At 63.4% G+C, this 25708-nt stretch carries 29 protein-coding genes; 12 read left to right on the top strand and 17 right to left on the bottom strand.

Annotation, left to right across the window (positions count from 1 at the left end; translation table 11 throughout):
- Positions 1-14 precede the first annotated feature (14 nt).
- Positions 15-671, top strand: coding sequence for an NAD(P)-binding domain-containing protein (locus tag EJ072_RS22310; protein WP_126081321.1), 657 nt, complete (start codon positions 15-17; stop codon positions 669-671).
- Here the strand turns inward: EJ072_RS22310 and EJ072_RS22305 are convergent.
- Both EJ072_RS22305 and EJ072_RS36105 read right to left on the bottom strand, forming a co-directional pair.
- A complete protein-coding gene (locus EJ072_RS22305; protein ID WP_281059407.1) occupies positions 600-3422 on the bottom strand; it encodes a winged helix-turn-helix domain-containing protein in 2823 nt (940 codons plus the stop codon). The genes EJ072_RS22310 and EJ072_RS22305 overlap by 72 nt on opposite strands.
- 1028 nt (positions 3423-4450) lie before the next feature.
- Complete coding sequence (locus tag EJ072_RS36105; RefSeq protein WP_167507968.1) at positions 4451-4603, bottom strand: hypothetical protein; 153 nt, start codon at positions 4601-4603, stop codon at positions 4451-4453.
- 140 nt (positions 4604-4743) lie between these two features.
- Between EJ072_RS36105 and EJ072_RS22300 the strand changes: the two genes are divergently transcribed.
- Complete coding sequence (locus EJ072_RS22300; protein ID WP_126081319.1) at positions 4744-5019, top strand: helix-turn-helix transcriptional regulator; 276 nt, start codon at positions 4744-4746, stop codon at positions 5017-5019.
- Between the two features lie 9 nt (positions 5020-5028).
- On the opposite strand, the gene EJ072_RS22295 is transcribed toward EJ072_RS22300, so the two are convergent.
- Together EJ072_RS22295 and EJ072_RS36100 are read right to left on the bottom strand one after the other, a co-directional pair.
- Positions 5029-6081 carry a hypothetical protein gene (locus tag EJ072_RS22295; RefSeq protein WP_126081318.1) on the bottom strand — a complete coding sequence of 351 codons (1053 nt, stop codon included), beginning with the start codon at positions 6079-6081 and terminating at the stop codon, positions 5029-5031.
- Between the two features lie 168 nt (positions 6082-6249).
- Positions 6250-6420: a hypothetical protein gene (locus EJ072_RS36100; RefSeq protein WP_189343073.1), complete on the bottom strand. Its 171-nt coding sequence runs from the start codon at positions 6418-6420 to the stop codon at positions 6250-6252.
- A 58-nt stretch (positions 6421-6478) separates the two neighbouring features.
- On the opposite strand from EJ072_RS36100, the gene EJ072_RS22290 reads away from it, so the two are divergent.
- From EJ072_RS22290 to EJ072_RS22245, 10 genes are read left to right on the top strand one after another with little or no spacing between them, the layout of a single operon-like run.
- Positions 6479-7201: a heme-binding protein gene (locus EJ072_RS22290; protein ID WP_126081317.1), complete on the top strand. Its 723-nt coding sequence runs from the start codon at positions 6479-6481 to the stop codon at positions 7199-7201.
- Positions 7198-9072, top strand: a complete 1875-nt coding sequence (locus tag EJ072_RS22285; protein ID WP_126081316.1) for a methanol/ethanol family PQQ-dependent dehydrogenase — start codon at positions 7198-7200, stop codon at positions 9070-9072. Before EJ072_RS22290 ends, EJ072_RS22285 begins: the two co-directional genes overlap by 4 nt.
- Positions 9073-9118: 46 nt before the next feature.
- A complete protein-coding gene (locus EJ072_RS22280; protein ID WP_189343369.1) occupies positions 9119-9922 on the top strand; it encodes a substrate-binding domain-containing protein in 804 nt (267 codons plus the stop codon).
- On the top strand, positions 9919-10452 hold the full coding sequence (locus tag EJ072_RS22275) for a c-type cytochrome (protein ID WP_126081314.1): 534 nt from the start codon (positions 9919-9921) through the stop codon (positions 10450-10452). The genes EJ072_RS22280 and EJ072_RS22275 overlap by 4 nt, the downstream gene beginning before the upstream one ends.
- Positions 10449-11462 (top strand): cytochrome c oxidase subunit II, encoded by a 1014-nt coding sequence (coxB, locus tag EJ072_RS22270; RefSeq protein WP_189343072.1) that lies wholly within the window; start codon positions 10449-10451, stop codon positions 11460-11462. The genes EJ072_RS22275 and coxB overlap by 4 nt, the downstream gene beginning before the upstream one ends.
- On the top strand, positions 11459-13435 hold the full coding sequence (gene ctaD, locus EJ072_RS22265) for a cytochrome c oxidase subunit I (RefSeq protein ID WP_126081313.1): 1977 nt from the start codon (positions 11459-11461) through the stop codon (positions 13433-13435). Before coxB ends, ctaD begins: the two co-directional genes overlap by 4 nt.
- Positions 13432-14037: a cytochrome c oxidase subunit 3 gene (locus tag EJ072_RS22260; protein WP_126081312.1), complete on the top strand. Its 606-nt coding sequence runs from the start codon at positions 13432-13434 to the stop codon at positions 14035-14037. Before ctaD ends, EJ072_RS22260 begins: the two co-directional genes overlap by 4 nt.
- Before the next feature lies 1 nt (position 14038).
- A complete protein-coding gene (locus tag EJ072_RS22255; protein ID WP_126081311.1) occupies positions 14039-14380 on the top strand; it encodes a hypothetical protein in 342 nt (113 codons plus the stop codon).
- The gene (locus tag EJ072_RS22250; RefSeq protein WP_126081310.1) at positions 14377-15255 is read left to right on the top strand and encodes a cytochrome c oxidase assembly protein; all 879 of its coding nucleotides are present in this window, start codon (positions 14377-14379) and stop codon (positions 15253-15255) included. The genes EJ072_RS22255 and EJ072_RS22250 overlap by 4 nt, the downstream gene beginning before the upstream one ends.
- Positions 15236-15652, top strand: coding sequence for a c-type cytochrome (locus EJ072_RS22245; protein WP_126081309.1), 417 nt, complete (start codon positions 15236-15238; stop codon positions 15650-15652). The genes EJ072_RS22250 and EJ072_RS22245 overlap by 20 nt, the downstream gene beginning before the upstream one ends.
- Here EJ072_RS22245 and EJ072_RS22240 read toward each other — a convergent pair whose 3' ends face one another.
- The 13 genes from EJ072_RS22240 to EJ072_RS22180 form a co-directional block, all read right to left on the bottom strand.
- A complete protein-coding gene (locus tag EJ072_RS22240) occupies positions 15653-16459 on the bottom strand; it encodes an ABC transporter permease (protein WP_126081308.1) in 807 nt (268 codons plus the stop codon).
- Positions 16456-17181 (bottom strand): ABC transporter ATP-binding protein, encoded by a 726-nt coding sequence (locus EJ072_RS22235; RefSeq protein WP_126081307.1) that lies wholly within the window; start codon positions 17179-17181, stop codon positions 16456-16458. The genes EJ072_RS22240 and EJ072_RS22235 overlap by 4 nt, the downstream gene beginning before the upstream one ends.
- Positions 17178-18137 carry a PQQ-dependent catabolism-associated beta-propeller protein gene (locus EJ072_RS22230; protein WP_126081306.1) on the bottom strand — a complete coding sequence of 320 codons (960 nt, stop codon included), beginning with the start codon at positions 18135-18137 and terminating at the stop codon, positions 17178-17180. Before EJ072_RS22230 ends, EJ072_RS22235 begins: the two co-directional genes overlap by 4 nt.
- The gene (locus EJ072_RS22225) at positions 18125-19345 is read right to left on the bottom strand and encodes an ABC transporter substrate-binding protein (RefSeq protein ID WP_126081305.1); all 1221 of its coding nucleotides are present in this window, start codon (positions 19343-19345) and stop codon (positions 18125-18127) included. The genes EJ072_RS22230 and EJ072_RS22225 overlap by 13 nt, the downstream gene beginning before the upstream one ends.
- A 176-nt stretch (positions 19346-19521) precedes the next feature.
- Positions 19522-20031, bottom strand: a complete 510-nt coding sequence (locus EJ072_RS22220; protein WP_126081304.1) for a DUF892 family protein — start codon at positions 20029-20031, stop codon at positions 19522-19524.
- Between the two features lie 73 nt (positions 20032-20104).
- Positions 20105-20968 carry a DUF3618 domain-containing protein gene (locus EJ072_RS22215; RefSeq protein WP_126081303.1) on the bottom strand — a complete coding sequence of 288 codons (864 nt, stop codon included), beginning with the start codon at positions 20966-20968 and terminating at the stop codon, positions 20105-20107.
- On the bottom strand, positions 20965-21357 hold the full coding sequence (locus tag EJ072_RS22210; protein ID WP_126081302.1) for a phage holin family protein: 393 nt from the start codon (positions 21355-21357) through the stop codon (positions 20965-20967). The genes EJ072_RS22215 and EJ072_RS22210 overlap by 4 nt, the downstream gene beginning before the upstream one ends.
- Positions 21354-21968, bottom strand: a complete 615-nt coding sequence (locus tag EJ072_RS22205) for a hypothetical protein (RefSeq protein ID WP_189343071.1) — start codon at positions 21966-21968, stop codon at positions 21354-21356. The genes EJ072_RS22210 and EJ072_RS22205 overlap by 4 nt, the downstream gene beginning before the upstream one ends.
- 161 nt (positions 21969-22129) lie before the next feature.
- A complete protein-coding gene (locus tag EJ072_RS22200) occupies positions 22130-22459 on the bottom strand; it encodes a hypothetical protein (protein ID WP_126081301.1) in 330 nt (109 codons plus the stop codon).
- A 2-nt stretch (positions 22460-22461) separates the two neighbouring features.
- Complete coding sequence (locus EJ072_RS22195) at positions 22462-22821, bottom strand: hypothetical protein (RefSeq protein WP_126081300.1); 360 nt, start codon at positions 22819-22821, stop codon at positions 22462-22464.
- Positions 22821-24041, bottom strand: a complete 1221-nt coding sequence (locus tag EJ072_RS22190) for a divalent metal cation transporter (RefSeq protein ID WP_126081299.1) — start codon at positions 24039-24041, stop codon at positions 22821-22823. The genes EJ072_RS22195 and EJ072_RS22190 overlap by 1 nt, the downstream gene beginning before the upstream one ends.
- Positions 24038-24748, bottom strand: a complete 711-nt coding sequence (locus tag EJ072_RS22185) for a hypothetical protein (RefSeq protein ID WP_126081298.1) — start codon at positions 24746-24748, stop codon at positions 24038-24040. The genes EJ072_RS22190 and EJ072_RS22185 overlap by 4 nt, the downstream gene beginning before the upstream one ends.
- On the bottom strand, positions 24711-25694 hold the full coding sequence (locus EJ072_RS22180) for an alpha/beta hydrolase (protein ID WP_126081297.1): 984 nt from the start codon (positions 25692-25694) through the stop codon (positions 24711-24713). The genes EJ072_RS22185 and EJ072_RS22180 overlap by 38 nt, the downstream gene beginning before the upstream one ends.
- Between the last annotated feature and the right edge of the window lie 14 nt (positions 25695-25708).

Below are 25708 nucleotides of genomic sequence, written 5' to 3'. Positions count from 1 at the left end.
GAGCCAACCAGCCCATGCCCCTCCGACCATCTCAGAGCAGTCTTCCCGATGTCGAGTATGCCAGGATCGGCATCATTGGCTGTGGGCGGCTCGGCTCAGCCATCGCGCGCCTCGCAGTGGGGGCCGGCATGGTGGCGGTTGTCAGCAACAAAGGAGGAAGGTCAACCCTTCAAGATTTTGCAAGGGAACTCGGGGACCTAGCCGTCGCCGCTAGCGTGACCGAGGCGGCGCAAGAAGAAATCGTCGTGCTCGCCGTACCATGGTCCCAGCTTGCCGTGGCGCTACTGGAAGTGCCCGATTGGGACGGCAGGATCGTGATCGATGCAACGAACCCCGACATGCCTACCGCCGCACTCCCCGATTTCCTGGCCAGGAACTCCAGCGAGATTGTATCCCACCTCGTCCCGGGCGCACGACTGGTAAAGGCCTTCAACACGCTGCCGCCTCAGTTGCTGCTGATGTCCCCGGAGGCGGCGACTGGACGGCGTGTCATCTTCTTTTCTGGCGACCATGCGCGTGCCAAGGCGGTGATCGGCAGGATGATCGCGCATCTGGGCCTGGCCGGCATCGATCTCGGCCGACTCTCCGAAGGCGGCAGGTTACAGCAGTTTCCCTCGGGTGCTCTTGTCGGTCTCAATCTCATCAGTATCGGCCCGTCGACTGTCTTCTAGCCGCGTGAGCAGCTGTGCGGCTTCGACGAGATCGACCGTCTCGAATCCCTCCGTGAATTTTGCCCGCAACTCAGACAGGAACGCGTGCGCCACAGCGATCCTGCCCTGTTCCGCCAAAAGACGCGCCAGGCTGATGCCCGTGCGGAGCTCCCAGGCAAGCGCCCCTTGCCGCCGGGCCCAGTCCAGGGAAAGTAGAAAAGTCTCCTCGGCCGCATCGGGTGCCCGTCGTGCGGCCAAAAACTCGCCTTTGACGCGCAGCAACTCCGGAAAATACCAAACGTCCCCCGAGCGTTCGGCGAGTGCGAGTGCATGCTCGATCACTGTCGCCGCATCATCAGCCCGGCCCGCAGCGGCGAGACCCTGCGCCAGGGCGGCCCGAAGCGACGCGTAGTGAGCGTGAAAGGCCGCTTTTGGGAGCTCGGTGAGAGCCACCTCCAATAAACGCGAACCAGCTTCAGGATCGCCGTCGCGGATCATGATCTCGCCCCGGTAGGCTCGAATCCAGACGCCGTAGCTGACTTGCCGCGCTACCGCACCCTGCAGCAAGGCCAGCAGCCTATCGGCGGAAGGCCTGTCGCCCGCCAGGAGCGCGACCCGGCAACCCGACAATGCGGTCGCATGAAATATCGAAGGATCGTGGGCAAGGTTTTGTGCCAGTTGCGCACTGGTCTCGACTATTTTCATTGCCTGCTCGGGCAAACCCTGAAGCCAAAGCGTCAGAGACAATGCCGAATAGGCCGTGACCCGTTGATCGAATTGGAAGCGGATCAGGTGCGAACGATCGGACGGAGCCACATATGAGCGAAGGACCTGTTCCATCGTGCTGCGAGCGGCCTGCAGTTCTCCCTGAGCCCAGAGGACCGTTCCAATGATCCGATCGCCCACGACGGGATCGGCAACATCCGACGACAGCGCCGCGACGTCCCTGAACTTGCGCGCCGCCTCGAGGGCCCTAGCCTGGCTCTCGCCGGTGTGATGGCCAATCCAGGTGCCCCATAGTGCACGGAGCTGATAGTCGATGTCGCCGATCCGCTCAGCGATTTGGAGCGTCGCTGACCAGGCCAGTTCCGATTCCGGTCCCGGCCCCTTGGTAAGGGTCGAGGCCGCCGCAAATGCTGCGAAGAGCTGCATCTCGCGCTTGCCTCCGCGAGCGACATCGGGACTCAAGACTGAGAGAGCGCGTTCGACGCGAGTTCGGCATTCCTCGAGGAGGGTCAGGCGAGTCCACAGCGGAACGGCGTTGGCAGTGAGCGCCACGCCGACATCACCGTCGCCATCAGGCGATAGAGCCCAATCAATGGCAACGTGGACGTTGTCGATGCAGCTGCTGTACTCGGCCATCCACTCGGCTAGCGGCCTGCTGAAAAACTCGGAATGCGCCCGATCAAGAAGCGCGGCGTAGTAGGATGCGTGGCGACGCGCCGAGGCGGAGCTTTCGCCTGCCTCGGTCAACTTCTCGCGAGCGTAGCTTCGAGTCGATTCTAGCAACCTGTATTGGGTCACCGTACCGCTGGTGTCGGCTGCCACCAGCGACTTCGATACCAGGCCTGCAATCACAGCCGCCGTATCGGACGAGGAATGGTCGCTGCCGGCCGCAACGGCAACCGCCGGCGTCATCGTCACGGCTCCGACGAAGACCGACAGACGCCTCAGGACGGTTTGCTCGCTTTCCGACAGCAGTTCATAGCTCCAATCAAAAGTTGCGCTCAAGGTCTGCTGACGCGGTAGCGCCGTTCGCCTGCCGCGGTTCAGCACGCGAAATCGTTCGTCTAACAAAGATGCAAGTTCTCGCATGCCAAATGCATCGACTCGGCCAGCCGCGAGCTCGATAGCAAGCGGAATTCCGTCGAGGCGACGACATATGTCGGCGGCAAATGGCACCGTCGAATCATCGAGTTCGAAATCGCTTCGCGTCGCCTTCGCACGATCGACAAAGAGTTGCGTGGCCGGAAAGCTGAGCGCCTCGGCCGTCGTGAGGCCTTCCAGCCGGGTCGGGAACTCGAGCGACGGCAATCGTGCCACGGTCTCGCCGAGAGCGCGAAGGGGCTCGCGGCTCGTGGCCAGGACGCTGACTTGTGACGTGTTTTGGGTGATCCGTTCTGCCAGTTCAGCCGCCGCGTCGATAAGATGCTCACAATTATCGAGCACGATCAGCATGTGTTTATTCTGGAGGAACTCGAGAAGCTCGGGGGTCGCGTCTTTGGAGCGGACCGGCTTGCCCAGTGCCGTGGCGAGCGCAGTAGGGACGAGTCGTGGGTCAACCAAGCGCGCAAGTTCGACAATATATGCCCCATCGGAGTAACGCGTCGCGACAGATTCCGTGACAGCCAGTGCGACGGACGTCTTCCCCATTCCTCCCGGACCGACCACGCTGACAAGGCGCCGTTCGCACAAAAGGGCGTTCAGCGAGGCCACGAAGTCGTCACGGCCGAAGATGCGAATTCCGGCGACCACTTTCCCGTCGCTTCGCGGTCGTGCGGCGGCGTCTATTTGGCGAGGCACCGGCTCTCCGGTTGTTGCGACTGGCGCGACGAAGCGATAGCCACGGCCGGGAATGGTGGCGATGTACCGGTTATCGCCTTCGCCGTCGCCAAGCGCTTTACGCAGGGCAGCGACATGGACCCTGAGACTACTCTCCTCGACAGCCGTGTTGGGCCAAACGATATCGAACAGCTCCCTCTTGCTGACGACTTCGCCAGCTCGTTCGGCCATCGCGACAAGGATCCCCAAGGCGCGGCTACCAATCCGCACAGGTTGATCCCCGCGTACCAGCAGCTCCCGCGCAGGAAGCAAGTAAAAGGGGCCAAATGACAGCGTCCTGCGATCTGAATCAGTGCCCAAGCGACTGCGCCTCGCGCTTCGACAGTCGTGCCGCAAGGTACAACCGCGACTGTCATTGCTAGTAACACTTTCAAATGAGCGCGTTTAGGCGTCGTGTGCAAGCCACTCGATCAGCAACGACGTCCTGAGAAGGGGGCCCTACGTCCCTTGCTCAACTCGACGCGAGCATCGTCCGGGTCGATGTTCGATCGTGCATTTGCTAGGTCACGCGGTGTGCCGTTCGCATTTGCCACTGGCGCCGAAGCGATCGCCGCCGATCTGGCGGATGTCGCGAAGCTATAAAAACCGATCCCCGTGCGCGACATGGTGAGGCTGTGGGCCGCGTGCAGGGTCGAAATGTTCACTTTGCGAAGTGGATCTGGCGCCGTGTGAGGCCGGGTGACCGAGTTCAGAGACGCCTGTGAATGTCTGCTATAGGGCGCAAAACGGCCATCCTTGGCTGTGTAACAAACTGGGCAACGGGCGACAAAAAAAATTCCAACAGTCTCAACCAGTTAGGTGGTTATTCGAAAGATGCTCTCTCCGCCAGCTATTTTCCTAATAAACCAATTATTTCACGAACTTAGATATTCATGAAGTGTAGTCCACCGGGCCGTTGAACAACGTCCGAGCCTCACCGCATCCGACATCCCTGCCAAGTCTGATGGCAGCATACACCGCGGCCAGGGCGATCAGAAATCTAAGCATGCACTCGTTCCCCCGGTTTCGCGCGAGAGGGACCGCCAACCGTGCCGGTTGGTTCCGGCGTGGCCTGAAAAAGGGGAAACCCGCGCCCCTCGGCGAGGACGCGGGCCGGTGTTTCCACCATTCTGCGACCGCTTGAGGGGGACAGTCGCAGACCTTCTCAACATGGCAAACTGCAGCTTGTTCCGAGTTGCAACAAGAAAACCCGCCAACCAACGTCGAGGCCCGGGCTCATGATCGCGCCACGCACGCGCTCACATACAGTGGCAAACCCTCACAAGGAAAAACACGCCCACTCCGTAAGGGATGACAAGAAGTCCGAGGGCAATCCAATAACCCGGCTGCGCCATTGCCGCGAAATCTGAGAGAAGCTGTTTCATCGCCACCGAACGGAAGGTGATCATCATTGTTCCAAGGGGCAGCGGTCGGAGGGGCATTTCGCCTGCGATTTTTGGGGGCAAGGGAACATGTTCTTGAACTTTCAGTTCGAGACACGATCAAGAAGCAGTGGAGATGTTTGGTGGCTCCTCTAACGCCAGAGCAGGTAATGGCCGCCCGAACCTTGTTGAACTGGCCGCGGGTGCGGCTTGGGGCAAAATGCGACTTGAGCGAAGCGAGCATTCGCGAATTCGAGCGCGGAGGTCGGGTGCCCTCGGCGGAAAAACTGCTTGCCATGCGCCAGGTATTGCAGGCCGCCGGCGTCGCGTTCTTTGGACAGGACAGCTCCGGCAAGCCTGTCGTGCGCTTGCACACTTCGAAAGCTCCGCACGCCACCAATCTCGCCGGGGGCGAAGCCGGGATAATCGGCAACAGCGAAATGTGACCACACAGGTCAAGGAAGCTGCGCCAGTTCTTCGCGTGACAAACTGCGGTTGTTCGGCAGAAGGGGCGCAGGCGGACTGCCCAGATGACGCGACAATGCCTCGACTGTTGGGGTATAGCATTCCCTGAGCGATGCCAGTCGCCCCAAGCCATTCGGTTTTGGGGTTCCGTAGCCTGCCCTTGCCGCACGTTCCAGAACCTGCTGCAGCACCTCTCTATCGGTTGTTGGGCGGTCGATGTCGAGCCGAAGCAGCTTGCTCAGCTCGTCTGCAAGGTGGGTGCCTTCCTCACGCAGCAGAACAGCCTTGCCGCGCAGTTTGGGCTCATCGATCGCCTCGATGACGGCAGCAAGGTCCAACAACGCCGCGAGAGTGGCAGGCCACCCCGCACCAGTTTCCAAAGACCGGAAATAGATCAGGAATGGGTGCGATGCATGGCTCTGCAGCACCTCTGCGCACCAATCTCTGCCCTTTACGAGCACCTGTTCCAGCTCATCCTTGCAACCGAGTGAAGCATAGCGCTCCAGCAGCGCCACCGCGGACGGCGGATCGCCTGACGCTGTGGTGATCTTGAGGATGCCGGAGTCACGCCTGCCGATGCTGGTCTGCACCTGAAGCAGGTAGGTGACGGCCATCGTCATGACCGACAGACCGCAGAATCCCGCCGCGATGTTGACCCAACGGGCAGGACCGGTCGCGTCCGTCTCGCTCAGGCCAACCGTCACCAGGCTGCTTCCGGCAACGAACACCGACTGGGAGAAGGTCGGCACCGCGGGCCGGTACCAACCGCTCAGAGCAGCCACCATCAGCCCGAAACCGAAAATGAGAAGCAGCATCCAGCCGGTGAAGGACGCTACCAGCACGAAAGGCGCGAACGCCGCCGGAATGGCGGCGCCGGCCTTGCGCGTATGGCGCAGCCCGAACAAGCCGGCGAACACCATCCGGCTTGCGAGACGCAGGGACGCCCGGCTCTCGCCCGGCACAACGACGGTGTCAAAGACATCGCGAAGCGTGAACCAGACCACAAGGGCTCCGACGACGAATTGCAGGATATCGACGAACATCTCCTGTAACGCCCAGACCGGACTTGTGTTCAGAAACCCTGGCCTCCTGCTGCATCGGACTCGCAGGGAAGCCGAAGGGGGTAAAGCTCTCCGAGCCGCCGATCGATCATCTCGGCCCCGGAGCCGGCAAGATCGCAAACCGGCGACAGTTACAAACGGGCGTGCGTATCAAACAGCGTGATGGGACGAAGCGATCTGCTGCGGATTCGGCGCCGTCCGATCCTCTTCCGATCCGGCAGCCTCGGCCAGCAAACCTCGCCGGTGCAACCCTTCGCGATGTTCGAGGAACAAAGCAGCCGATTGCCAGTTCAGTAACATCAACAAGCGTTTTCTGATCATGTCTCATCGTCGGTTCTTGCCACTAGCTCTGGGCCTGCTTGTCTTGGCGTTTAGCTCGATGCAGCAAGGCACTGCTCGGGCCCAGGCGCCCTGCCCGGCCGATCACGACAAGCTGCTCTCGGCCTTGAAGGCCAATGTCAAGGCGAGCGGCGGCCCCGCGAATGGCGGCTTCGAGACCAATGAATGGGCAGCGATCGTAGCTCGCGACGGCACCGTCTGCGCGGTCGCCTTCAGTGGACCCACGGTTGATGCGCAGTGGCCGGGCAGCCGGTTAATCGCGGCCGAGAAAGCGAACACGGCCAATGGGCTTAGCCTTGCGAACATGGCGCTTTCGACAGCCAACCTCTTTGCCGGGGTGCAGCCCGGTGGGCCGCTGTTCGGCCTGCAGGCGACCAACCCCGTCAACGAAGCAGCGGCTTACGCAGGCGACCCCAAGACGTTTGGCAGCGCCAGTGACCCGCTGATCGGCAAGCCGATCGGAGGCGTCGTCGTGTTTGGCGGGGGCCTGGCACTTTACGACGGCAAAACAATTGTCGGCGGCCTCGGTGTCAGTGGCGATTCCTCCTGCGCCGATCACAATATCGCCTGGCGCGTGCGCGCAGCCCTTGGCTTCGACAAGGTCCCGGCGGGCGTCAATCCCAACCGAAAGGACGCCATCATCTACGATCTCGATCCCGGCGGGAAAAGCGCCTCCGGCTGGGGGCATCCGCTTTGTGCCGGCCACGAGGCCGACATCGCGGCGGAAATCGGTTCCGGCGTCGGAGGTTCGACGCCCAAATGAAGCAAGCGCACCCAGCACGATCCAGGGATCACGCCTCACTGGCCGGCTACCCGTCGGCACTCCGAAGATATTCTCCAAGCATCTTTCCGACCCTGCTGCTGGCCTGCGCTACGTTGCTGATGGCCGCTTCACAGCCTCCGCCAGCACCGGCGATTTCTCCGCCTGCCGCGGCCGCGCCGCCCGATGACGGGCAATGGACGATGCCGGCCAAGAACTACGCCTCGACGCGCTTTAGCGAGCTCGCGGAAATCAACGAAGGCAACGTCAAGAACCTGCAGGTCGCCTTCACCTTCTCGACCGGAGTGAACAAGGGCCAGGAAGCGGCGCCGCTGGTCGTCGGCAACACGATGTATATCGTCACGCCCTTTCCGAACATCGTCTACGCGCTCGACCTCTCCAAGCCCGGCGCGCCGATAAAATGGAAATACGAGCCCAACCCCGAGCCGGCCGCGCAAGGGGTCGCGTGCTGCGACGTCGTCAACCGCGGCGCAGCCTTCGCGGACGGGCGCGTCTTCTTCAACACGCTGGACGGCCACACCATCGCGCTCGACGCGAACAGCGGCCAGCCGATCTGGAACGCTCATATCGGCAACATCAATATCGGCGAGACCATCACCATGGCGCCGCTCGTGGTGAAAGGCAAAGTGCTGGTCGGCAATTCCGGTGGCGAGATGGGCGTGCGCGGCTGGGTCAAGGCGCTCGACGCCGGCGACGGTCATGTCGTGTGGACGGCTTACAATACCGGGCCCGACAAGGACGTGCTGATCGGCCCGGACTTCAAGCCGCATTACGACATGGACAAGGGCAAGGACCTTGGCGTCACGACATGGCCGCCGGAGGCGTGGAAGATCGGCGGCGGCAACATGTGGGGCTGGATTTCCTACGATCCCGACCTCAACCTGATCTTCCACGGCACCGGTAATCCCGGCCCGTGGAATCCCGACCTGCGGCCTGGCGACAACAAATGGACATCGGGAATCTTCGCGCGCGACCCCGACACCGGAGCGGCGAAATGGTTCTATCAATGGACCCCGCACGATCTCCACGATTATGACGGCATCAATGAGCAGGTCCTGCTCGACATGAACTGGCAGGGCAAGCCGCGCAAGGTGCTGGTCCGCCCGGAACGCAACGGCTATCTCTACGTGCTTGATCGCGCCACCGGCGAGGTCCTGTCTGCAAAACCTTATGGCCCCGTCAATTCCAGCAAGGGCGTCGATCTCAAGACTGGCAGATTGATGGAAAATCCGGACAAGCTGACGGGTACCGGCAAGGTCATCCGCGACATCTGTCCGACCGCCTCGGGCCTCAAGGACTGGCAGCCTTCGGCCTTTTCGCCGAGGACCGGCCTGCTCTACATCCCGCACAACAATCTGTGCATGGACGAAGAAGGCGTCGAGGTGAACTACATCGCCGGCACGCCTTATGTCGGAATGAACGTGCGCATGATTCCCGGGCCGGGCGGCAACCGCGGCGCCTTCACCGCCTGGGATATCGCCGCCGAGAAACCAGCCTGGAGCCTCAAGGAGAATTTCCCGGTGTGGAGCGGTGCGGTCGTGACCGCTGGCGACGTGGTTTTCTATGGGACGATGGAAGGCTGGTTCAAGGCGGTGAGCGCCAAGACCGGCGACCTGCTCTGGCAGTTCAAGACCTCGTCCGGCATCATCGGTCAACCCATCACCTATCGTGGCCCGGATGGCCACCAATATGTCGCCGTTTTGTCCGGCGTCGGCGGCTGGGCCGGCGCCATCGTTTCGGGCGACCTCGACCCGCGCGATGCCACCGCCGCGCTCGGTTTCGTCAATGCGATGAAGGACCTGAAGAACGCGACCACGGCGGGAGGCACGCTTTATGTGTTCCGTCTGCCCTGATGCATTCGGCTTGATCCACGGCGTGGCCCAGAAGCTGCTCACGCGCATGGCGCTCGGCATCGCCGCGGTCGCCTTGCTGCTCTTGCCGGCGACGGCCGGCCCTCGTGAGCTCAGGGTCTGCGCCGACCCGAATAACTTGCCCTTTTCCAACGCGGCCGGCCAGGGCTTCGAAAACAGGATCGCGCAAATCATCGCCGACGATCTCGGGGCCAAGCTGACCTATACCTGGTGGGCGCAGCGCCGCGGCTTCGTGCGCAACACGCTAAAGGCGGGACTGTGCGACCTCGTGCCCGGCACGCCTGCCAATCTCGAAATGCTGCGCACCACCACGCCCTATTATCGGTCGTCCTATGTCTTCGTGACGCGCCAGGACAGCCCGGACGTGACCTCCTTCAACGACCCGCGGCTGCGCGACTTGCGCATCGGCGTTCAACTCATCGGCGACGACGGCGCCAACTCGCCTCCTGTCCAGGCGCTTGGCCGCCGCGGCATCGTCGGGCACCTCATCGGCTACCCCGTCTATGGCGATTACTCCGCTCCCAATCCGCCCGCGCGCATCGTCGACGCGGTGGCGAGCGGCGAGATCGACGTCGCCGTGGTGTGGGGTCCGCTTGCCGGCTATTTCGCCCAGAAGCAGAGGGTGCCGCTACGCATCACGCCCGTCACGCCGCGCATAGACGGACCGCAACTGCCCATGATTTACGATATCTCTATGGGCGTTCGGCGTGAGGACGATGCGCTGCGTGGTGATGTGAACAGCGCTCTCGCCAGGCACAAGGCCGAAATAGACGCCCTGCTGGGTCAATATGCTGTGCCGCGCCTCGACGCCTCCGGGAGGCCTGTGCGATGAGACCGGTTGCCGCGCTGCTCCTGCTCGCGTCGCTGGCCCTTTCTGCCTGCCAGCGCGAGGAACGGGACACACGTCCGCAATCGGCGCTCGGCTCCGGCGAGCAGCCGACTCCGGTGACAACGCTGGAACCCGGCGGGCAGCGCCCCTCCCCCACGGACAACAAGGCGGCGAGCTTCGAGGCCAATGCCTTTCATCTGAGCGAAGGCAAGCGCCTGTTCGGCTGGTTCAACTGTTCGGGATGCCATGCCAATGGCGGCGGCGGCATGGGCCCAGCGCTGATGGACGAAAAGTGGATCTATGGCAGCTCGATGGAGAGTATCCATGCCACGATCCGCGACGGCCGCCCGAACGGCATGCCGAGCTTCCGCGACAAGATCCCCGACGACCAGATCTGGGAGCTTGCGGCCTTCGTTCGCTCGCTTAGCGGCAACGCGCCCTCCTCCGCCGCGCCGTCGCGCAATGACGACATGATGGCGCATCCGTCCGAAAACCGCATGCCGGATGCCGCCACGCTGGGGAAGTCGCCGTGAAACGCCTCGCCTCGATTGCGTTCGCCACGGCAATCGCCCTGTTTCTTCAGGGATGCGCAGGCTGGCAATCGGCGCTTGACCCGAAAGGTCCGGCGGCGAGCGAGCTCGCATGGCTGATCTGGTTCTTCACCGGCCTGTGTGCGGTGGTGTGGGTGCTGGTGATGGCCGCCCTTGCCGTGCCGTTGCTGATGCGGTCCCGGCAACATGCCGAGCCGCTTGCGCTGGACGCCGGCGCCGACAGCCGCAAGCTGCGCGTGGTGATGATCGCTGTCGGGCTGACCGCCGTGATCCTGGTCGGTCTGACCTTGCTCAGCTTCTTCGCCAACAGAACCCTTGCCGCGATCGGCTCGGACGCCGCGCTGACCATTCGCGTCACCGGTCATCAATGGTGGTGGGAGGTGCGCTACGAAGACGCCACGCCGAGCCGCATCCTGACCACGGCCAACGAGATCCATATTCCCGCCGGCGAACCCGTGCGGCTTCTTCTCACCTCGACCGACGTCATCCATTCCTTCTGGGTGCCGAGCCTTTCCGGCAAGCTAGACCTCATTCCCGGCCGAATGAATGTGCTCGATATCAAGGCCGACAAGCCCGGTGTCTACCGAGGCCAATGCGCCGAGTTCTGCGGCGCGCAGCACGCGAATATGGGCACCTTCATCATCGCCGAGCCGCGCGCGAAGTTCGATGCCTGGTGGAATGACCAGTTGGAGCCGGCCGCCGTTCCAACAGGCGACGAGGCCAAGGCCGGCGAGAACCTCTTCCTGAAACGCCCCTGCGTGATGTGTCACAAGATCGGCGGCACGCCGGCGGGCGGAACGGTCGCGCCCGATCTCACCCATCTCGCCAGCCGGCAGACGCTCGCGGCCGGAACATTGACGATGAGCCGAGGCAACCTCGCCGCCTGGATCGCTGACCCGCAAGGCGTGAAGCCCGGCTCGCACATGCCGGTGGTCGATCTGAGCGGCGACGAACTCAACGCCATCGTTGCCTATCTCGAGGGGCTGAAATGAGCAGCGCGGATCTCACCAGCGAACGCGATCTGCCGCCGGAGCGGGAAACGTCCGTCAGGGGCGATATAGCACCAGAGCGTGACGGGCCGCGCGACACCGGCATGGACGACGCCAGCTTGCATCGCTGGTTGGCGCGGACGTGGCGGACGCCTCCCGGAATCATCGGCGCGCTGTCGAGCGTCGATCACAAGGTCATCGCACGCCGCTACCTGATCACCGCCTTCCTTTTCCTGTGCCTGGGCGGACTCAACGCCGTGGCCATGCGCATCCAGCTCTCGGGCCCGCAGCGTGGCCTGATCGGCCCGGACCTCTACAACCAGCTGTTCACGATGCACGGCGTCACCATGATGTTCCTATTCGCCGTGCCCATTGTGCAGGCGACCGGCATTTACTTGGTGCCGTTGATGGTCGGCACCCGCAACATCGCCTTCCCCCGCCTCAACGCCTTCAGCTATTGGGTCTATCTTTCGGGTGGCCTCTTTGCCTGGGTGTCGTTCGCCCTCGCGATGGCGCCGGATGTCGGCTGGTTCGCCTATGTGCCGCTGTCCGGACCGGAATACGGTCCGGGCAAGCGCGCCGACGTCTGGGCGCAGATGATCACCTATACCGAGGTATCCTCACTGGCCGTCGCCGTCGCGACCATCGTGACCGTGTTCAAGCAACGCGCGCCGGGCATGTCGTTGGACAAGATCCCGCTCTATGTCTGGGCCCTCCTGGTCACGTCCTTCCTCGTCGTCTTCGCCATGCCGGCGGTGATGATCACCTCGACCTTCCTGATCCTCGACCGGCTCGTCGGCACGCATATCTTCAACCCGGCCGAGGGCGGCGACGCGCTGCTGTTCCAGCACCTGTTCTGGTTCTTCGGCCATCCCGAAGTCTACATCATCTTCCTGCCGGCCACCGGCATGGTCTCCGCAATCATTCCGGTCTTCGCCCGGCGCCCGGCCTTCGGCCATCTCGGGCTGGTCCTGTCGCTGATCGCGGTCGGTTTCCTGTCGTTCGGCCTCTGGGTCCACCACATGTTCGCAACCGGGCTGCCGAAGCTCGGCGCGAGCTTCTTCACCGCATCCAGCATGTTGATCGCCATCCCCAACGGCGTTCAGATCTTCTGCTGGCTGGCCACTCTCTGGGACGGCAGGCCGGTGATCCGTACACCGCTGCTGTTCGTCTTCGGCTTCTTCTTCACCTTCGTCATCGGCGGACTTACCGGCGTCATGCTCGCCTCGGTGCCGCTCGACCTGCAGGTGCACGACACCTATTTCGTCGTCGCCCATTTCCACTACGTGCTGATCGGGGGTTCGGTCTTCCCGCTGCTCGCGGCCGCCTATTTCTGGTTCCCCAAAATCACCGGCCGCATGATGAGCGAGCGCCTCGGACGCTGGCATTTCTGGCTGGCGATGATCGGCTTCAACGCGGCATTCTTCCCTATGCACATCGTCGGCCTGTGGGGCATGCCGCGCAGGGTCTACACCTATCCGGCCGAGCTCGGCTGGGGGAACATCAATCTCTTCATCAGCGCCGGCGCGGTGCTCTTCTTCCTGAGCTTCGTCCTGTTTGCGTTCAACTTGGTTCATGGCGCGCTAAGGGGCACGCCCGCAGGCGACAATCCCTGGGATGCCGGCACGCTTGAATGGGCGACGTCCTCGCCACCGCCCGGCTATAATTTCGCGCGCATTCCGATCGTGACGAATGTCGAGCCGCTCTGGGCCGAACGCGGGGCGCTTCCTGTCGCGACCGGGCTTCGGGTCGACGTTCGCGAATTGCTCGTCTCCACCGTGGCGGAAGCCCATCCCGACATCCGCGAAAAATCGGCGACGCCGTCGATCTGGCCGCTGTTGGCGGCCATCGCCGTCGGCGCCACCTTCCTGTACTCGATCTTCACGCCCTGGGCGATCATCTGGGGCGCCGCGCCGATCGCCGTCACCTTGGTCGGCTGGTTCTGGCCGAAGGCCGATCCGGAGGACGAGGAATGAACCAGCGTCCCGCCCTCGATCTTACCGGCCTCCCGACCTTTGGCCATGGCCCGCGCAGCCCGACCTGGTGGGGCACGCTTGGCTTCATGGCGCTGGAAGGCATGGGCTTCGCGCTAGCCGCCGGCGCTTACCTCTACCTCGTTACTTTGTGGCCCAACTGGCGCCTGAGCGCTCCGCAGCCCAACCATTGGCCGGGAACCATCGTGACGCTGCTTCTCATCGCCAGCCTGGTGCCCAACCACATCCTCAACGGCTATGCCAAGCGATGCGCCATGCGGTCCGTGCGGATCGGAATGGTGGTGATGTCGCTGCTCGGCCTCGCGCCTCTTGTCGTGCGCTGGTTCGAGTTTCCCGCCCTGAATATCTACTGGGACACGAATGCCTACGGCTCGATGCTCTGGGTGCTGCTTGGTCTCCACACCACGCATCTGATCACCGATGTCGGCGATACGATTGTCCTGACGGTGTTGATGTTCACGCACCATGGCTATAGCGGCCGGCGCTTCGGCGATGTCGGCGACAATGTCTTCTACTGGGACTTCGTGGTCCTCACCTGGATTCCGATCTACCTCCTCATCTACTGGCTACCGAGGTTAGGCTGAGATGCGCGCGCTGCGGCTGGGCACGTCCTGGGGAGGTTTGTTGTCGGGGCCTTTGGCCTGGGCAATCTCGACGCAGCTGAACTATTCGCTCGTGCATTGGCAATGCAATCGCCAGGTCCAGGTGGTGCTACCGGTGGCGCTGTTGCTCGCGGTGTTTTCGCTGCTTGGTGGCGCGCTGTCATGGCGGGCGAAGCGGCAGGGCGGCGCGGCGTTCAAACCGGAGCGCACCCGCAGCACCGAACGTTTCGTCGCCGATCTCGGCATTCTCGCGGCATTGCTGTTCGCCCTCGTCATCATCATGCAGGGCAGCGCAGCGCTCATCCTCGACGAGTGCCTGCGATGAGCTTGGACGCCTTCTTCTCCACCTCGATATGCTACGGCGCCGGTGCGCCGGGGGCCGGATGGACGTTGGCGCTTCCCATCACGTCTCCCTTGGCTGCGATAGCACTAATCTATGCGCTCGGCGCGGGCCGTCTGTGGCGTCGCAGCGGCCGGGGCCGTCCCGAACGGCTACGGCAAGCTCTGTTGTTCGCGGCCGGCTGGAGCGTGCTGGCCGTTGCGCTGGTCAGCCCCATCCATGCGCTCGGCGAGCTGGTATTTTCCGCCCATATGATCGAGCATGAGTTGCTGATGGCCGTGGCGGCGCCGCTTCTTGTCGCCGCCTGTCCCGGCGCGGCCTTGATGTGGGCATTGCCAACCACACTCCGCCGAGGGACGGGAAACGTCACTCGTGGCAAGGTGCTGCAGGCGCTCTGGGCTTTCGCCGCTCGCCCGCTCAGCGCGACGATCCTTCATGGGATAGCGATCTGGATCTGGCATGTTCCGGTGCTCTTCGAGGCAGCGCTGCAGCAGGGTGTGCTGCATTATGCGCAGCATGCGAGCTTCCTCGGCACCGCCCTGCTGTTCTGGTGGGTGCTTCTGCCGCGTTCCGGCCGACAGCAGACCTATGGCATTTCCGTCATGCATCTTTTCTTCACCTCGCTTCACACCGGCTTGCTCGGCGTCCTGCTGCTGGTCTCGCCAAAACTCTGGTATCCGGAGAATGCCTCCGGCGCCGCGCTCTGGCGCCTGAGTCCGCTCGAGGATCAGCAACTCGCCGGGCTTGTGATGTGGGTGCCGGCCGGGCTGATCTACGGCGGAGCCGCTCTGCTGCTCGCCGGCCTTTGGATAAGCAACAGCGGAACCAGGGAGGCGGCCCATGCGCTCCGACCTGGTTAGGCTGCTCGGGGGCGTCCTCGTCGCGATCGTGCTTCTGGTGGTCGTAATCGCGGCGACGACCTTGTGGCTCGACCGCCGCGAGCGTGTCCAACACGAGTCGGACGTGGCGACCGGCGGCGTGGGCGCGCGCGCCATTCCTATCATGACAGCGAATGGCTGCTCAGGCTGCCATACGATTCCCGGGGTGCCGGGGGCGCAAGGCCAGGTCGGGCCGCGGCTGGACGGCAGCCTGGCCGGGCGCGTCTACATCGGCGGTGTGCTGGCGAACAACCCGGAGAACCTGATCCGCTGGATCCGCTCGGCACGGGAAATCAATCCGCACACCGCCATGCCCTCGACGAGGATCACCGAGCAGCAGGCGCGCGACATCGCGGCCTATCTCTATGCCCTCAGATGATCAGCCCTCGCCGCCACGCCGGGACCACAGGCCGCGACCGGGATCATAACCGGCCACCGCCGCGAGGAAGAATGCCACGAGACAGGCGACAACAACGAGCATGGAACCCATTTCGAACCGCAGGTAGAGCGTAAAGCGGATCAACTCGACCGCCGAGCTGAATGGATTCCAGGCGGCGATCGTCGCCAGCACCGGACCGGCTTCAGCGAGGCGCCAGATCGGATAGAGCGCTGTCGAGGCGAAGAACATCGGGAAGATGACGAAATTCATCACGCCGGCGAAGTTTTCCATCTGAGTGGACATCGAGGAGACCAACAGACCGAACGCGCCGAGCATCAAGCCCGACAGCACGAGCGCCGGGAACACGGCGACATAGCCCAGGATCGGCGGCCGTACGTCCCAGAAGCGCGCCACGAAAAGAAACAGATAGACGAGCGGCAGGCCGACAATCACGCTGGCAAGCAGGCGCGCGGCAAGCAGGTACCAGCGCGGCAGCGGAGCCGTTAGCAACAGGCGCATGCTGCCCATCTCGCGGTCATAGACCATGGCCAGCGAGCTCGCCATGGCATGGAACAGCAGCATCATGGCCGCCAGCCCAGGCACTACATAGACCTCGTAAAGAACATAGGTCTGGTAGGGCGGCGTGATCGACAGGCCGAGAACGGAGCGGAAGCCGGCCGCGAAAATCGCCAGCCAGACCAGCGGCCTCACCATTGCGGAGAACAGGCGCGCGCGCTGCCGCAGCGAGCGCAGCATTTCCCGCCGCAAGATGCCGTCGAGTGCCCGTAATGCGTGATCGACTTTCATGGCGAACCCGTCAGCAAGGCGAATGCTTCAGCGACGCTTACCACGCCGAGTTCGGGCGCGATGCGGTCCGTGGGGCCGGTCCAGCAAACCCTACCCCGATCCAGCACCACGACGTCATCGTCGGCCGCTACTTCTTCGAGAAAATGCGTCGCCCATAGGACGGCGATGCCACGTTCCCGGCAAAGGTCCCTTACATGCTGCTCGAGCGCGCGCCGTCCCGGCACGTCAAGCCCGGTGGTCGGCTCGTCGAGCAGCAGCAGGCGCGGGCTGTGCATCAGCGCCCGCGCAATCTCCACGCGCCGGCGCTGGCCGCCGGATAGCGCGCGGGTCCGATCGTCGATCCTGTCCAGCACCTCGAGGCGGCTCAATTCCTCCCGTGAGCGCGCCTTGGTCAGTTCCGTCGGAAGTCCATGCAGCGCGGCGTGGTAGCGCAGGTTCTCGCCCGGTGTTAGATCGAGATCGAGCGTCGGCAACTGGAAGACGACGCCCATTTGCGCGAGCGCGGCGGACGGGTTCGCCTGCATCGCCATATCGAACACACGCACCAGCCCGGTGCGCGCGTAGTAGAGACCGGTGATCAGCGAGAACAATGTCGTCTTTCCGGCGCCGTTACGGCCAAGCAGGATGCACATTCTGCCTTCAGCAACAGTGAACGAGACATTCTGGAGAACCTGCCGGGTTCCGAAGCTGTGGCTAAGATTCTCGATCGCCAGGGCGGTCATGGGCCGATCACGACGCCCCATGGACCGCGCCCCACCGGCAGCGACTTCACGACCTCCTGGTTCTCCAGGTCGATGAAGGAGATATCGCCGGAGTTGCCGTTCGCGCTGATCAGTTGCTTCTGGTCGTCAGAGAGCGCGACATGCCAGGGCCGCTGGCCGACGAGATAGAGGCGCCTGACCGTGAATGTCTTCGTGTCGACCTCGGCAATCCTGTTAGCCGGGCCGAGCGCGACATAGGCAGCCGCGCCGTCGCGTGACATCTCGATGCCGACCGCTTGCACGCCCTCACGCCGGATACCCGGCACCTCGAACTCGATCTTGCCAGTTTGAGCGCGTGTCGCGGTGTCGAAGACCGTGACGGTGCCTCGGATTTCGGACGACACCCATAATTGCTTGCCGTCGACCGAGAACGCCGCGGCGCGCGGCCGCGTGTCGACGAGCAGATTGTCGATGAGTTCGAGCGTAGTGGCGTCGATGAGATGGACCATGCTCGTCGTCTCCGACGTGCAGGCGACGGTTCGGCCATCGGCGCTGACCGCCATTCCCTCCGGCTCGACACCGACATCGACTGTGCCAATGATTTTCGCGCCAGCTATATCCACCACCGAGACCTGGTTGTCGTTCTCATTGGCGACGAAGAGCCGCTTGCCGTCCGGGTGCACGACAAAGAATTCCGGATCGGCGCCAGAAGGCAGTTGTCCGACTATCTGCCGCTTCGCGAGATCGACCACGTCGATGCGGTTGTCGTCGCCTTCGGCAACGAACAGCGTCTTCTTGTCAACCGAAAGCGCCATGCCGCGCGGGCGCCGGCCGACATCGATCCCCGCCTGCAGTGTCATGGTCGCCCCATCGACGACCGCCACGGTGTTGTCCTGCTCATTAGAGACGTAAATCGTCTCGGCCGCCGCGGGCGGGACAAGGACCAACACCAGCACGAGCGCGATCAGCGTTTGCATGTGCTCTCCTCCAGATCGATGCCCAGAGTGTCGAGCGGCGTGCGCTGATGCAGAAAACCCGGTTGTGGCGAACTGGAAACGAGCAGCCGGGGGCCCGCGATCAAGATGGGCTGGCGCATCTGCCCGTCCCACGGACGGAAACTCAGCCCTTGTCCTTTGAAGCCGGCGAGCAGGAAATCGTCGCTGCGCAGATACTTTGCTATCGCAGTCGGATCGAGGCTGTGCAGCCGCGTTGCCGCCTCGCCGACGCTTCTGACCGCCAGCCAGGCGGCGTAGTCGCTGGGCAGCATCCAGCGTCCGGCCAGCTTGTGAAAGCGGTCCTGGAGCTGCGTGGCGCCCCATTCTTCGTCGACCGCGCTCCAGCCGGTGGCGACCAGCCCTTGCGTCCCGGCCACCGTCCTCGGCAAGGCGGTGCGCCCCTCGAGATAAGCGCCGAACTCGTCGGCTTCATCGGCGACGACCAGAACATCATAGTCGCCGACCTGCGTTGCAGCAGGGATCTCCGTCTGGAGCGTGACATGTCCGGTGTCGGCGCGGCCGTTGGCGGGCCGGAACGTCCAAGGTTTGTCGATGGTGATCTGCGCCCCGAAACGCGTCGCTGCCCGCCGAAAGGCCGCCGCCATGGCCAGGTCGTCGGGATGCGGACCAGTCAGCAGGAACCAGTGCTGCCAGCCTTTCCAGACCAGGTATTGCGCCAGGGCGTCGGCCAGCATGGCGCGGCTCGGAATGGTGTGCAGAACGTTTCTTCGGCAGTCCTCCTGACGCAGGCTGTCATCAGGATCGCGGCTGTTGAAGAGCATCATACGCTCGGCACCGGGCGCTGCGCTCGCCTGCAGCAATTGCGCGGCATCGAGATCGGCAACGACGAAGCTGATGCCGGCGGCCGCGAACGCGTTGACAGCTTCGGCAGGTGCTTCGCCCGGCTTGAGAACCCTTTCTTGCAGCCGAAATTGCTGGCCGAGAAGGCGGCCGGTGCCGGCGTCGTCGGCAATGGCCAGTCTGGCGCCTTGCAGACCATCATCTGTGACGGCCTCGTCCAACGGCCCAAGGGATAGAGGCAGTTTGCGCTGTTCGCCGAGATAGCCGATCACCATCGTCTGCGGCTCGGCAAGCGCGGGGACGGCGACGGCGAGCAGACCGACAAACGCCAGAGCCAGCCTCGTCTGATTCAGGTCGAGCAAGCCAAGTTGGATGTTCGAAATCGCCACGGGAACTCCAGGACGGCAGAGACCCTAATGATTTTCGACGAGGAATGTTCCTGGACGGCAAACCGAGTCGAGCCCGCCCTGCTGCAAAGCAGTGTGGGCCCGGAGCCTAGACCGGTGGTGGGAGGACCGACCTGGGCTCCAACTTGTGGAACCTCCGATTGTTCCTGCTTCCAAAATCAGCGTTTCGCGCTGTCGCTGTCCATGTCTGCCCGCGCCAGGAATTGTTCTGTGACCTGCGGCAGGTTGCTCTTCAGCCACTCGGCCATCGCTTCCTCCTCACGCAGGTTCTGTTCGCACACGCGGGCAATCTCGGCCTCGCCCGCGGCATTGGCGGCGGCGATGAGGATCGTGTAAGAGGCGATTTCCATATGTTCGAAAGTGTAGCTCGCCAGCGAGCCTTTCATGACTTCGTCGCCGGCGAACACGCCGCTGATCGACTGCGCCGTGGCAGTCAGCTTGCCGCCTGCATCCTTCAGCATGGACGATCCTTCGTCGAGCCCGTCCAGGCAACTCTTCAGCCGCCTTGCCTGCTCTTTCGTCTCTTCCAGATGAGAACGAATTCGCTCGCTGAGCTCAGGGTAACTCTCAATCCGGCTCAATTGCCCCGACAGCATTGTCTCTGCCTGTTCCTCCATGGCGTGAGCGTCCCTCAACCATTGGACAAGCCATTCGCGCGATTCAGCCATTGTAGTATCTCCATCGATCTGACGCCGCCCGAACCGCCGGCGGCGTGCATTGTTCCTTGAACGTGAGTTCCGGTTACGATTCCCGCGAGAACGGATCGGAATCGGAGAGCTTCTCGCGCACCGACTCGTCGGCCTTGTCGGCAGTGGCCTTGACGACACCGCCGACCTTGTCGGCCAGCGTCCCCTCGTTTGACGCCAGCCGTCCGGCTTCGTCGCTCGCCGTCTGGTAGGCTTCGGCCGCAACTTGCTTTGCGGCGTCGAGGCCTTCTTTCAAAGTCTCTTCGGCAGTGTCCCGAAGCTTCTCGCGATAGCCGCCCAATTGCTCGTCCTCGAGTTCCGTGTGGGGCAGCATGGCGCCGATCGCAGCTCCGATGGCGAGGCCGACGGCGGCCGCAGCGAGAGGCTGGTCCTGCAGCAGATTGTGCGCGGACCGGCCGGCGCTTGTCGCCATGTCGGCCGTAGCTGCCGCCGAGCTCGCAAGCTTGTCCGCAGCGCTGCTTGCCATGTCCGACACTGCACCGGCTGCTTCGCCTGCCATTCCCGAGACGGTTGCGGCCGCTCCGCTGGCTGCTTCGCCAACAGAGCCTGCCGCATTCGAGGCCGTCGAACTCATTCCAGCCCCAAATGCTCCCTGATCGGGCCCGGAACCGCGCCGCGTCACGCGATCGGTGCCAGTCGACGCGCTCGAAGCGCCACTGCCCAACATCAGCCAGGCCAGACCCGCGCCGATCATGGTCAGAGGTAATGGATTGTCCCGAACCTGGACCTTCAGGTTGTGGAGCATGTCGGAGCCCGTGCCATTCCTGAAAAGCCCCGTGAACTCGTCGAAGAGCTGGCCCGGGGTCATCTTGTCGCGAATGGAGTCGGCGGTCGCCACCACCCTTGCGCGCGTGGCTTCCGCCTCGCGTTCGAGCTCGGCTGCGGATTTCTCGGTCATCTCGCTTGTTCCTTGATCACGTTCACGTCACGCTTGAGCTGTTCTTGTGTACGGTCCGGCGCGAGCTCGGAGGGCGCCATGCTTGCCATGCCCGTCCGCAACAGGATCACGCCCAGAACGGCAACCACCACACCGACGAGCAAGGCGGACCATCCTGCACCCAGACCAAGGCGAGCCAGGGCGATGACAAGCGCCTGCAACAAGACCAAAAGCGCCGCGAGCAGGCATATCGCGCCGCCCAGCACCTCGACGGCGCCCGCGCCGGCCTTGGTCGCGCTCTCCGAGATTTCCGCCCTTAGGAGCCTGGCCTCCGTTTGCACGAGCGTGCTCACCTGTTGCGCCAGATCGGCAACCAATGTGCCGAGACTTGGATTGTCCTGAATGCTCATTTCTTCAGCTCCGCTGCCTTCCCCGGTATGCCGCCGTCTGAACCCCAGTTCGCTGGAGGGTCATCCCGGTCTGCGTCCGTTCCCATGCCGGTTTGGCTGGGATATTCAGGCGTGGCCGCGCCCTGCGTCGGGAGGCGCGTGCCGGGCGGCGAAGCCTTTATGAAACGGCCAAGCGCCAGTCCCGCCAGAACCGAACCGGCAAGAAGCGCTCCAGGATTCTGGCGGCCAAAGGACTGGACGTCTTCAAGCACCTGTCCGAACGGCTTCTCCTTCAACGAGGAGGACAGCTGTTCCAGCCCGCTCGCGGCCTCCTGCATGAATTTCGAGGCCGCGCCCTGGTCGCTCTCGGCCAGGTGATCGCTCGCGGCGCGCAGCGCGCCGCCGAAAGCGGACAGGCTCGATCCGATATCGCGCTGCGCCTGCTCGGCTTTTTCGGCGACCGCCTGCCGGGCTTCGGCCGCATACGCCCCCGCCCTGCGGGCGACCTCGTCGCGGGCATCGTGAAGCGCTTCACCCGCGCTTTGGGTTTCCTCCTGGATCCTGTCGGCAAGTTCGTCCTTTGCCTTGCCAAAGTCGGCGGGCTCGCGGCCCCGATCGTTCTCGCGCTGCATGGTGCCTCCTAGTGAAAACCGAGGAAGGAAAGCACCGCGAGCACAACGACGATCAGACCGATGAGATAGATGACACTGTTCATGGCGCAGCCTCCTCCATGCGAATCCAACTTCGCGCAGGCTGCTATGTTCCCCCGCATGGGCAGCTTTTTAGCAAATCGTCATTTGCCCTCGGGCTTCGCCTTGAAAGCGGCAAGCTCCTCGTCGCGGCAGAGCAGCCTGGGGCGCGTCGGATCGGAAATATCGAGCTTGTCCCAGGGAATGCGATAAAGGCCTTCACGCCGCCGCAACGCGAAGAAGTCGAGCAAGGCGGTGCCGATGGTCGAAGCGGACAAGCGCTCGAACGCGGCAAAGATCCCGACATGGAATTCGGTGACGACAAGGTCGCTGCCGTCCCGCTCGGCGATGATCTCCTCGATATAGCCGATGCTCCTGCCGTGCTCGGAGAACACGCGCCTGCCGGCAAGGTGATCGAGGTGTACAGTCGCCATGCTCACGCTCCCGGTATTCGGCCGACCACATGTTCGCGCAGCCAGTCCTGCCAGGCGAAGATCCTGGTCCGGCGGACGTCGATTTCGAATTCTAAGTCGACGCCGATATCGCGCACCTTGTCCCAGGCGATCCGGTGGGGCCGTGCCTGCTGCTTGCCGCTCAGCCTTGCCGCGAGCTTCGCCGTCCATCTTGCGGGCGCCGAGCCAAGCCGTCGCGCCAGCGCGATCGAGCCGAGTTCAACGGCACTTACACTGGGCTGCTTGCCCGGCGTCAGCTCGGCGACAATGCTGTCCACCTTGCCGATCTTGACCTGCTCGCGATCGACGACCTGCTTGTCCAGTATGTCGCGCAGCAACTGCATCACGTACCTCCGAATATCTGCAGTGGAATGGACACCACCGCCAGCACGAAGCCGAGCGCGATGACGAAGATCACGGCCGCGTTGGAAACCACGCCGTTGCGGTGCTCGCCGACATAGCGGTCGTCATTCAGCAGGAAAAGGAAAGGCACGACCGTCAGCGGCAGGCTCGCCGCGGTCAGCGCCATCGAGAAGATAGTGAGCTTCAACGGGTCGAGACCGAGCGTGATCGGAACGGCGGCAAGGAAGAGCGTCAGCGTGTAGACCAGGCTGAAACCGGGATCGTCGCGGGGCTTGAGATCCTCGCCCCAGTTCCAGCCGAACCCTTGTGCGACGAGATAGGCCTGCTGCAAGGCCACTTCGAGCGCGGCGCCAAAGCAGGCGATTGCCAGCGAAGCAACGAAAAGGACAAAGCCCCAGAAGCCGAATATCGGAATCAGCATCAATGGCAGCTGGTTATAGTCGTCCACTTCGGTAACGCCATGAGCGCCAAGCACGAGCGCGGCCACGACGAGAACGCCCACGGAAATCGTCCCGCCGAAACTCATGCCGAGGCCGGCAATCGCCCGATTGGTGCCGAGATAGCTCTTGTCCCACTGATCCTCGATCGCGCCGGAGGAATAGAACATGAAAAGGTAAGGCGAGATCGAGGCGCCGAGAATGCTGACGGCCATGAACCAGTATTTCGCCGTGTCGTGGTGCGGCAGGCTGGGCACGGCGCCGACAGCCACTTCTTTCCATTCAGGCCGAAGCATCACGGCCGCGACGACGAAGCACACGGTGACGAGGCCAAGCATCGACACCCCTTTCTCGATGAGGCCAAACGTTCCTTTCCACAGCAGCAGCCACGCCAGGAAAGCCACCGGCAAGGCCCACCATTGGAAGCCGATACCCGTTGCGAGCTCGGCGGCAATGGCAACACCGCCGATCTCGGCGGAAAGCACCAGGAAGTTGACCAGCAAGACCGCAAGCAGCGGCCAGATGAACGCATTGAAGCCGAACCTCTCGCGGATGCCGTCAGCGATGGTGTGATGACTGACCGCAGCGAAGCGGCCGGCCATCTCGACCAGGAAGATGATGCAGATGGTGCCGAGCACGACCGCCCAGATGAGCTGGAAGCCGAACAGCGCGCCGGCCTGTGCCGCCGTCGCCATCGACCCGACCTCCAGGAAGCCGCCGACGCTGGTGACGACACCAAGCGAGATCTCGAGCAGCTTCTTCATCGGCCCGGCGAGAAGTATTGTCGATAGGCGGCGGCGAGGTCGCCTTGCGCGGCGCGAAGTTCCTGCTGCGCCTGGCTGGCCTCGGCGTGCTGTCCGGCCTCGACCGCGTCCTTGGCCCGCCTTGCCGCGTTCGACAGCCTGCTGAGAGCCTCTGCCAGCGCATCCCGCTTTGCCTGGTCGGACGGAGACGCCGATTGCACTTGCCGGCCGGCGTCGGCGAGTGTCTCGGCAAAGGATTGCAAGGCGGACGATGCGTAGCGGGACGGCGCGGCGCCGGCGAGCCAGGCATCACTTACCATCACCGCCGACTGTACCGTCGAGGCTGCAAGCTTCGATTGCTGGTCGACGGTTTCAGACGAGGAGCAGGAGGCAAGCGCCAGCGCCAGCAGAGGCAGGGAGGCCCGGCACGGCCGGGCAACGGTGCGCAACATCTTCCACTCGTTGCAATCGCTTGAAATCACGATGATAAAGCCGCACCCACGGGAAAGTTCCTCCGTGTTCGGGATTTGCGCCACCGATGCCTGCTGCAGGGCGCGCGCGTAGACAGCTTTCGGCTCTTCTACCCTGGCCGGGAATTGCAATTTCTTGTCGGTAAAAAACGAGGCTGGTTCTCCGTTGGAAGCCCGCCGGACCTCGGCCGTATTACTTTGTTCCGCGGGCCCCGCGCACTTAATCATGTCGTACGAGCCGGCGCTTCGCCATGTCACCAATATTGGCAAAAGCCGCAACCTTGTCGATCATCGCTAGGATCGCCTTCGGATTGCTTTGATGCACCATATGTCCGGCACCCGGGACGATATCCAGAAGTGAATGGCTTATCTCGCCTTGCAACCGCAGCGCCTCGGTCTTGGCATCGAACAGCTGGTCGCCCGCGCCGGCAATTATCCCGACAGGGACGGCGATTTCGGCATATTGGCGATTTGGGAAAAGTGCCGATGCCAGCATCAGGAAGGATTCAGCGGAGATGGATCGCAGTTGCGAGGGCCGGCTCGCCAACCCTCTTGTCGTTGTCGCGAAAGGGATCGCGATCGTTGCCGGATGAAAAATCTTCTTCATCGCCCAGCGCCAGTTCAGCCTGACTAGCGAAGGCAGCACCGCGTGGCGCAGCACCGTCCCGATCAGCGGAACCGCCGGCAGCGCGGAGATGACAAGGGCAAGCCTTGGCGACGGGTAATGATAGCCGGCGACGACAACGGCGCCGGCAACCGACCGGGGATGCCGGCGCGCCATTTCGAGCGCCACCGCTGCTCCCCAGGAATGGCCGACAACCATGTAGCGCTCGATGCCGAGTTTCGCGACCGCGGCATCGATGAGGTCGGCCTGGGCAGCTGCTGTCCAAGGTCTGCCGGCCGGGCGTGGACTCATGCCGAAGCCGGGCCTGTCGAAGGCAAGTACGCGATATCTAGCGGCGGCCCTGCCGAAGATGCCGCTTGTCTTGAAGTCTTCCGCCGAGGCGCCATTGCCGTGCAACAGCAGAAGCGGTTGCCCGTGGCCCGCCTCCAGGAAATGCAGCTTCGTTCCCCGGAGATGGATGAAGCGCCCGAGCGGACGTGCGGCCAACGCCCGTCTCGCCAGGAGATTGTTATAGAGCGCCAGCCCGAACGTTGCGGCCGCAAGCAACAGAAGCAGGTTCTTCCTGGACTTTGCCGTCATGGTTGGAATTTAGG

It is taken from the genome of Mesorhizobium sp. M2A.F.Ca.ET.046.03.2.1 (assembly GCF_003952425.1).
In the GTDB taxonomy this organism is placed as follows: Bacteria; Pseudomonadota; Alphaproteobacteria; order Rhizobiales; family Rhizobiaceae; genus Mesorhizobium.
Note: the sequence above shows the minus strand (reverse complement) of the source record. Positions and strands in the feature narration are given on the sequence as shown.